Origin of the sequence: [Ruminococcus] torques ATCC 27756 (genome assembly GCF_000153925.1) — a bacterium.
In the GTDB taxonomy this organism is placed as follows: domain Bacteria; phylum Bacillota; class Clostridia; order Lachnospirales; family Lachnospiraceae; genus Mediterraneibacter; species Mediterraneibacter torques.
Map to the genome: position 1 here is coordinate 66290 of NZ_DS264349.1, position 7064 is coordinate 73353.

6 protein-coding genes and 2 tRNA genes are annotated in these 7064 nt (G+C 41.0%); 1 reads left to right on the forward strand and 7 read right to left on the reverse strand.

What is annotated here, in order from left to right:
• Positions 1-4 precede the first annotated feature (4 nt).
• The 5 genes from rpoD to RUMTOR_RS05795 all read right to left on the reverse strand — a co-directional run bounded on the left by rpoD (position 5) and on the right by RUMTOR_RS05795 (position 6136).
• Complete coding sequence (rpoD, locus tag RUMTOR_RS05775) at positions 5-1117, reverse strand: RNA polymerase sigma factor RpoD (RefSeq protein WP_009242592.1); 1113 nt, start codon at positions 1115-1117, stop codon at positions 5-7.
• 56 nt (positions 1118-1173) lie between these two features.
• Positions 1174-2949 (reverse strand): DNA primase, encoded by a 1776-nt coding sequence (gene dnaG / locus RUMTOR_RS05780; RefSeq protein WP_004846232.1) that lies wholly within the window; start codon positions 2947-2949, stop codon positions 1174-1176.
• A 68-nt stretch (positions 2950-3017) separates the two neighbouring features.
• A complete protein-coding gene (locus RUMTOR_RS05785) occupies positions 3018-4019 on the reverse strand; it encodes a deoxyguanosinetriphosphate triphosphohydrolase (protein ID WP_004846233.1) in 1002 nt (333 codons plus the stop codon).
• 4 nt (positions 4020-4023) lie between these two features.
• A complete protein-coding gene (pap, locus tag RUMTOR_RS05790) occupies positions 4024-5559 on the reverse strand; it encodes a polyphosphate:AMP phosphotransferase (RefSeq protein ID WP_004846234.1) in 1536 nt (511 codons plus the stop codon).
• A gap of 220 nt (positions 5560-5779) precedes the next feature.
• Positions 5780-6136: a helix-turn-helix domain-containing protein gene (locus tag RUMTOR_RS05795; RefSeq protein ID WP_009242588.1), complete on the reverse strand. Its 357-nt coding sequence runs from the start codon at positions 6134-6136 to the stop codon at positions 5780-5782.
• Between the two features lie 174 nt (positions 6137-6310).
• On the opposite strand from RUMTOR_RS05795, the gene RUMTOR_RS05800 reads away from it, so the two are divergent.
• On the forward strand, positions 6311-6532 hold the full coding sequence (locus tag RUMTOR_RS05800; RefSeq protein ID WP_227070336.1) for a helix-turn-helix domain-containing protein: 222 nt from the start codon (positions 6311-6313) through the stop codon (positions 6530-6532).
• 115 nt (positions 6533-6647) lie between these two features.
• Here RUMTOR_RS05800 and RUMTOR_RS05805 read toward each other — a convergent pair.
• Both RUMTOR_RS05805 and RUMTOR_RS05810 read right to left on the reverse strand, forming a co-directional pair.
• Positions 6648-6732: transfer RNA gene (locus RUMTOR_RS05805), tRNA-Leu, on the reverse strand.
• A 214-nt stretch (positions 6733-6946) separates the two neighbouring features.
• Positions 6947-7026, reverse strand: a tRNA-Leu gene (locus RUMTOR_RS05810).
• Positions 7027-7064: the final 38 nt, after the last annotated feature.

Consider the following 7064-nt stretch of genomic DNA (forward strand, 5'->3'; position numbering starts at 1 on the left):
ATAATTAATCAAGATAATCTCTTAATTTTCTGCTTCGACTTGGATGGCGCAGCTTCCGAAGAGCTTTTGCTTCAATCTGACGGATACGCTCTCTCGTAACGTCAAATTCTTTTCCCACTTCCTCCAATGTACGCGCTCTTCCGTCATTCATTCCAAAACGAAGACGTAATACTTTCTGCTCCCTTTCGGTCAGTGTATCGAGCACTTCATCAAGTTGTTCTTTTAAGAGCGTCTGCGCCGCAGCTTCTGCCGGTACAGGCACGTTATCATCCTGAATAAAATCTCCTAAATGGCTGTCCTCTTCCTCGCCGATCGGAGTTTCGAGCGAAACCGGTTCTTGAGAAATCTTCAAAATCTCCCGAACACGCTCAACAGGCATATCCAGCTCTTTGGCGATTTCTTCCGGAAGCGGTTCTCTTCCAAGTTCCTGCAGAAGCTGTCTTGACACACGGATCAGTTTATTGATCGTCTCTACCATATGAACCGGAATTCTAATTGTCCTTGCCTGATCCGCTATAGCTCTTGTGATCGCCTGACGAATCCACCATGTCGCATATGTGCTGAATTTATAACCTTTATGATAATCAAACTTTTCAACAGCTTTGATCAAGCCTAGATTTCCTTCCTGGATCAGATCAAGAAAGAGCATGCCTCGTCCTACATACCGCTTCGCAATGCTGACAACAAGACGCAGGTTCGCTTCTGCCAGCTCTTTTTTTGCATCCTCGTCGCCTTCTTCCATCCGTTTCGCCAGTTCAATCTCTCGCTCTGCACTTAAAAGCGGTACTTTTCCGATTTCTTTCAAATACATACGAACCGGATCTTCAATACTTACTCCTTCCGGAACGGAAAGGTCGATATTCTCCATATCGACTTCTTCTTCCTCTGCGATCATATTGTCGATATCTACATCATCGTCCGTATCAGCCGTGATCCGCAAGACGTCAATATTATGTCCTTCTAAATACTCAAAAACTTTTTCCATCTGTTCGGCGCTTAATTCCATGTCCGCAAAAAAGTCATTGATCTCCTGAACATCAAGTATACTTTTTTTCTTCTTTCCCAGAGCGACAAGCTCGTTCATTTTTTCCAGAAATTTCTGTGCATTCTCTTCCATGTGTCCATCCTTCCTGATCTGTGCGCATACGCAGATCATCTTGTTTTATTTTATCCTTAATCTATAGAAATATGCAGTTGCCTCAGTTCCTCAAGCTTCCGCTTTTCTTCCATTAAATGCTGCAATCCGGCCATATCTGACGGATCCAGATTCAGCGTTCGCTCATTGATGCTGTGAGCTTTTACTTTTAAAATTGTATCTTTCAACGCCTGATCCTGTTCTTCTTTTGTTTTCAGTTGGCGGATTTTCGTATGAAAAAGAGAAGCCGCTTCCCTATGTTCTTCCTCTGATGTGAAATGATTCAAAAGTTTTGCCGGATTTAGTTCTCCTTTTTCATGCTGCTCATATAAAAGTTTCGCAACGCGCCGATTTAATTCTCCTGTGAAATCATCCGGACTTATGTAACTGCTTATCTTTGAATACAGATTTTCATTTTCGATCATCCATGTAAGCAGAACTTTCTGCGATGTAACAATTCCGTCTTCTTTTTGCAAGACCGCCCCATCGGCTTTTTTCGGGCGTGTGACCGGGCGGGCAAGTCCTGTACTTACAGCAGTTTTTGCGACAAGTTTTTCCAGACTCTCTTTGCTTACTTTATATGCAGATGCAACTGCCTCGATATAATTGTTCCGTTCCAATTCATCTTCAAATGAGAGCAGCCTATTTGCCGCCTCTCTGAAAAAAGCAGTTTTTCCTTCCGGGGAAGCCATATCAAATTCTCTCTCTAATATTTCAAGACTGAACATAAACCCGTTTCTTGCATTTTGGATACGATTTTCAAATTCCTGCGCGCCAAGATTTTTAATAAATTCGTCCGGATCTTTATACGGATCCATACGGATTACTTTTGCCGATATTCCCGCCTCTTTCAGTATCGGAACTGCTCGAAGCGCCGCTCTTGTACCTGCATCATCACTGTCATATGTCAGATAAACTTCCTGAACATATCTTTTGATCAAAGAAGCATGTCCTGATGTAAGAGCCGTTCCGAGAGATGCCACGGCATTTGTAAACCCAGCCTGATGCAAAGAGATAACATCCATATATCCCTCACAAAGCAAAAAATAAGTTTTTCTCGATGTCCTCGCTCTGTTAAGTCCATATAAATTCCTGCTTTTGTCGAACACTGCCGTCTCGGGAGAATTCAAATATTTCGGTTTTCCGTCCCCCATAACGCGGCCTCCGAACCCGATCACCCGGCTGTTTACATCCATGATCGGAAAGATGACACGATTCCAAAATTTATCATACACTCCCTGTCGTTCATCTGTATTGATCAGTCCGGCCTGCCGGATCAGATCTTCACTATACCCTTTTCCTCTCAAATATTGATACAGATCATCACTGTATTTTGTTGAATATCCAAGTCCAAACGCCGTGATCGTCTCTTCTGTCAAACCTCTGTCCGTCAAATATGTATGTGCTCCCACTCCTCTTTCGGACTTTAGCTGCACATAATAATATCTGGCAGCGATTTTATTTATCTCTAAAATAGACGCTTTTAAATCCGCCCTTTGTTTTGCTTCCTTCGAATATTCGGCCTCCGGAAGTGCAATTCCCGCTCTGTCTGCAAGAAATTTTACAGCCTCCATGAATGAAAAATTCTCATACTCCATCAAAAACGTAAATACATTTCCCCCTGCCCCGCATCCGAAGCAGTAATACATCTGCTTCTGTCTGCTGACAGAAAACGAAGGCGATTTTTCATTATGAAACGGACACAGTCCGAAATAGGAGCTTCCCTTTTTCTGCAGACGGACATAATCGGATATGACATCTACGATATCATTTCGCGTTCTTACTTCCTCTATTAATTCATCCGGATAATACATGTTTACCCTCCATAAAAGATTGTCCTATATATTATATTCGACAAAACTTTTTGATTTCCTTTATTTTTTTAAATTTTCCATGCTTCGGGCACAAAATAATCCTGGAATTTTTTAACCGCATAAGAATCTGTCATTCCGGCAATGTAATCACAGATGATCTGTTCTTTCTCATCATCCGAATTTTCCAAAGCCTCCTTAAAAATCCGGGGAAGGACTTCTGTATGTTCGGCATAATATTCAAAAAGCTGTTCGATCATATGTACCGCCTTATCTTCTTCCCCTTTTGCGTTCGGATTCAAGTATACATTTTCAAACATAAATTTCCGCAGATCTTTCATCGCCCGTTCCGTTTCCGAAGACATTTTAATAACCGGCTGATCCATACTGTTCGTGATCACATCATGCACCAGAGTATTAAGCCGCTCTTTACACGAACTTCCAAGAGCCTGCCGCAAATCAGAAGGAATATCATCCTCTGTCAGAATTCCTCCTCTTATTGCATCATCCATATCGTGGTTGATATATGCAAGCTTATCGGAAATGCGGACAACCTGCCCTTCCAAAGTATGAGGATGTCCTGACGTCTGATGGTTCAGTATTCCGTCACGGACTTCCCATGTCAGGTTCAGTCCGCGCCCTTCTTTCTCAATCCGTTCTACAACACGAAGACTCTGCTTTTGATGCGCGAAATGATATACATGATTTAAAGCTCTTTCCCCCGCATGACCGAAAGGCGTATGACCAAGGTCATGCCCCAGAGCGATTGCTTCTGCAAGGTCTTCATTCAAACGCAATGCTTTTGCTATCGTACGCGCATTCTGGGACACTTCCAACGTATGTGTAAGCCGCGTTCTATAATGATCTCCTTTCGGAAGAAGAAAAACCTGCGTCTTTTGTTTCAGCCTTCGGAAAGCTTTACAATGAAGAATCCGGTCACGATCTCTTTGAAAAGCCGGTCGGATATCACACGGTTCCTCTTTTCTTTTCCGTCCCTTCGAGTCTTTGCTTAATGCCGCATAAGAACTTAAATATTCAAGTTCACGAAGTTCAAGCTGCTCCCTGATGGTCATAATATCACCTTTCCTTTAATCTCTTTTCAATCGCATCTGTCACTGTCTTAAGCACTTTGATCCGTGCATAATACTTATCGTTTCCCTCCACAATAACCCACGGCGCATAGGCCGTAGACGTCCTCATGATCATCTCATCTGCCGCATGCTCGTAGAGATCCCATTTTTCACGGTTTCTTAAGTCTTCATCCGTAATCTTCCATCGTTTTTCCGGATTTTCCATCCTTTCGCAAAATCTGCGTTTCTGCTCTTCTTTATCAATATGCATCCAAAATTTCAGAATAACCGCGCCTGCATTTGCCAGATCTTTCTCCATATCATTTATCTCTTTGTATGCGCGTTTCCACTCTTCTTCCGTACAAAATCCCTCGATCCTTTCTACCATCACCCGACCATACCATGTCCTGTCAAAAATCGCCACATGTCCGTCTTTTGGCATCGCCTTCCAAAATCTCCACAAGTAATGATGCGCTTTTTCAACCTCATTCGGAGAAGCTGTCGGATTTACCACATATCCCCGAGGATCCATTTTTTCTGTCAGACGCTTAATCGCACCTCCCTTTCCTGCGGCATCCCAACCTTCAAATCCGATCACTACCGGAATTCTCTTCCTATATAATTCTCCGTGAAGCCGCTCCGCCTTCCTCTGAAGTTTATCAAGTTTTTGCTTATATTCTTCTTTTGTATAGCTGCAGGAAAGATCTGTTTTTGACAAGATTGAAACTTCCGAAAATCTGTTTTCTGCATATTGTGCGATCTGAACTTCCTTTTCCTCACAAACTTCTTCCACTATTTTATTTGTTTTCTCCAACAGAGCACTATTCTCTTTTTGACGTCGGATCTGCTCTTGCATAGCTTGTATCACCGTCATATATATTTTTGTTGTCGCAAACCGCCTGTCAGTCGCTTCTATAATTGTCCACGGCGCATAATCCGTATCCGTACAAAACAGCATTTCTTCTGCCATCAACGCATACTCGTCATATTTAACATTTCTCTCTTTGTCTCCCTGAGTCACTCTCCATTGCGTCTCTTTCTTTTTCTCCAATTTTTTAAAACGTTTCTCCTGCTCATCCTGATCAATATCCAAAAACAGTTTTATAATCAGCGTTCCCCCTTCTGAAAGCTGCTGTTCAAAAGCATTGATCGACGCAAAATCATCTTTCAGTTCTTTCTCCCGCGTCCTTTTTTCAAATCGGTCTACCCACACTTTTCGATACCAGCTTCCATCAAAAACCGCAATTTTTCCCTTTTCCGGAGTCTTGATCCAAAACCTCCACAAAAACGGATGCATCCGTTCTTCTTCCGTCTCATTTTTAATCGTATGCACCTCAAATCCCCGCGGATCCATACTGTGGATCAACTTTCCTATCTGAAGTCCTTTCCCGGATGCTCCGAATCCTTCAAATACGATCATGACCGGAATATCTAAATCTTTACACTCTCTTTGAAGTCTTCCAAGTTCCGCCTCTATCTTCGGAAGACTTTCACTATATTCCTGCTTTGACATTTTTTTATTCAAATCTATCTTTTCTAACATTACTGATCCTCCTTACATTTATTCAGATATTATTGACAATTTCAAATAAATTATCGTAATTATATCATATAATTTCATAAAACAAACAGTTTGGGTAAAATAAAAAAAAGAAAAATCTGATAAGATTTTCCCTTTTATATCTGTTCTGTCCTTACTGATTCCCATCCACCAACATGAGACTGATACTTAAAAACTTTTACCGTCTTATATACTCTTAAACTCATTCTTTAATTTTTTTCTCCTCTGCCTTTTCCATCTGCGCAGCCAAAAAGCTGATCACCTTTTGATTCGTCCTGTTCAACCTGCAGTAACTCAAAAAGAATTCAAAGTGTCTTAATAACATCTGTTCCATTTCCAAACGATATTCCTGTGTCATTCTCACGTCCGATAGCTTTAATATGTAATCCGTTGACACATGAAAATATTTTGATAAATGAATCAATATATCCGATGGCAGAACATTTTCCCCATTTTCTATACGGCTGATCGTCTGCTGTGAAACATTCATCTTTTCGGCCAAATCTCCCTGCCTCAATCCCCGTTCAGTACGCAACTCTTTCACCCTGTTCTCTAGCACTTCTATACATCCCCTTATCGTTTTTCTCCATTGTATCCGATACTTCTTATCGTGCTATCCGAATACCGGATATGCCTTTACTCATATTTAGGATATATCATTTCTCTGATGAAAAAGCATGATAAAATCAATATATATTGTGTGTTTTTCAAAACAGGATCTATCCTCCTTGCAATGAAAAAAGAAGAAAATGCCGTAGGCGAAAATATCCGCCGACTGCGTATGAGAAATCAGTTAAAACAAGCAGATCTTGCGCAAAAACTTAATATCAGCCGCCAATCACTTTCCGCTTATGAGCGTGGAATCACACTGCCCGATATCTACCTGCTCATAGAGATTGCCGATTTTTTCAGAATCTCTCTGGATGAGCTTACCGGAAGAATTACCATCCATTGAAACAATTTGAAGCTTTTTAAGAAATCATTCAAATTGAAGAGCCTAGTCATAAAAACAAAAAGACCACGCAAAAAAACAGAAAACCTTTCTAAGATTTCCTGTTCTCTTTATCTAATGCGGAAGATGGGACTTGAACCCACACAAGCGCAATGCTTACAAGATCCTTAGTCTTGCTCGTCTGCCAGTTCCGACACTTCCGCATTCCATATAGGATTCGTGATCTTTGTTTTGCTGACCACAAGAAATATAATAACATTGGAGGAATAAAAAGTCAATGTTTTTTTACTTTTTATGATGAGATTTTCTATAAGATAAGATACTTTTTAATCCCTTTAAAAAATCTCTTGTTTCCATATCTCTCAGAATATAAAAGTAGAAAATCCTTCATAAAAAAGACTTTCTACTTTTATCTAATGCGGAAGATGGGACTTGAACCCACACAGCGCATGCTTACAGATCCTTAGTCTGCTCGTCTGCAGTTCCGACACTTCCGCATTCCATATAGGATTCGTGATTCTTTGGTTTTGCTGAC

What these genes read in the sequence shown, in the direction of transcription:
- RUMTOR_RS05800 (WP_227070336.1), top strand. Translation starts at nt 6,311, where the DNA reads ATGAAAAAAGAAGAAAATGCCGTAGGCGAAAATATCCGCCGACTGCGT.
- RUMTOR_RS05785 (WP_004846233.1), bottom strand. Translation starts at nt 4,019, where the DNA reads ATGACCATCAGGGAGCAGCTTGAACTTCGTGAACTTGAATATTTAAGT.
- dnaG (WP_004846232.1), bottom strand. Translation starts at nt 2,949, where the DNA reads ATGTATTATCCGGATGAATTAATAGAGGAAGTAAGAACGCGAAATGAT.
- pap (WP_004846234.1), bottom strand. Translation starts at nt 5,559, where the DNA reads ATGTTAGAAAAGATAGATTTGAATAAAAAAATGTCAAAGCAGGAATAT.
- rpoD (WP_009242592.1), bottom strand. Translation starts at nt 1,117, where the DNA reads ATGGAAGAGAATGCACAGAAATTTCTGGAAAAAATGAACGAGCTTGTC.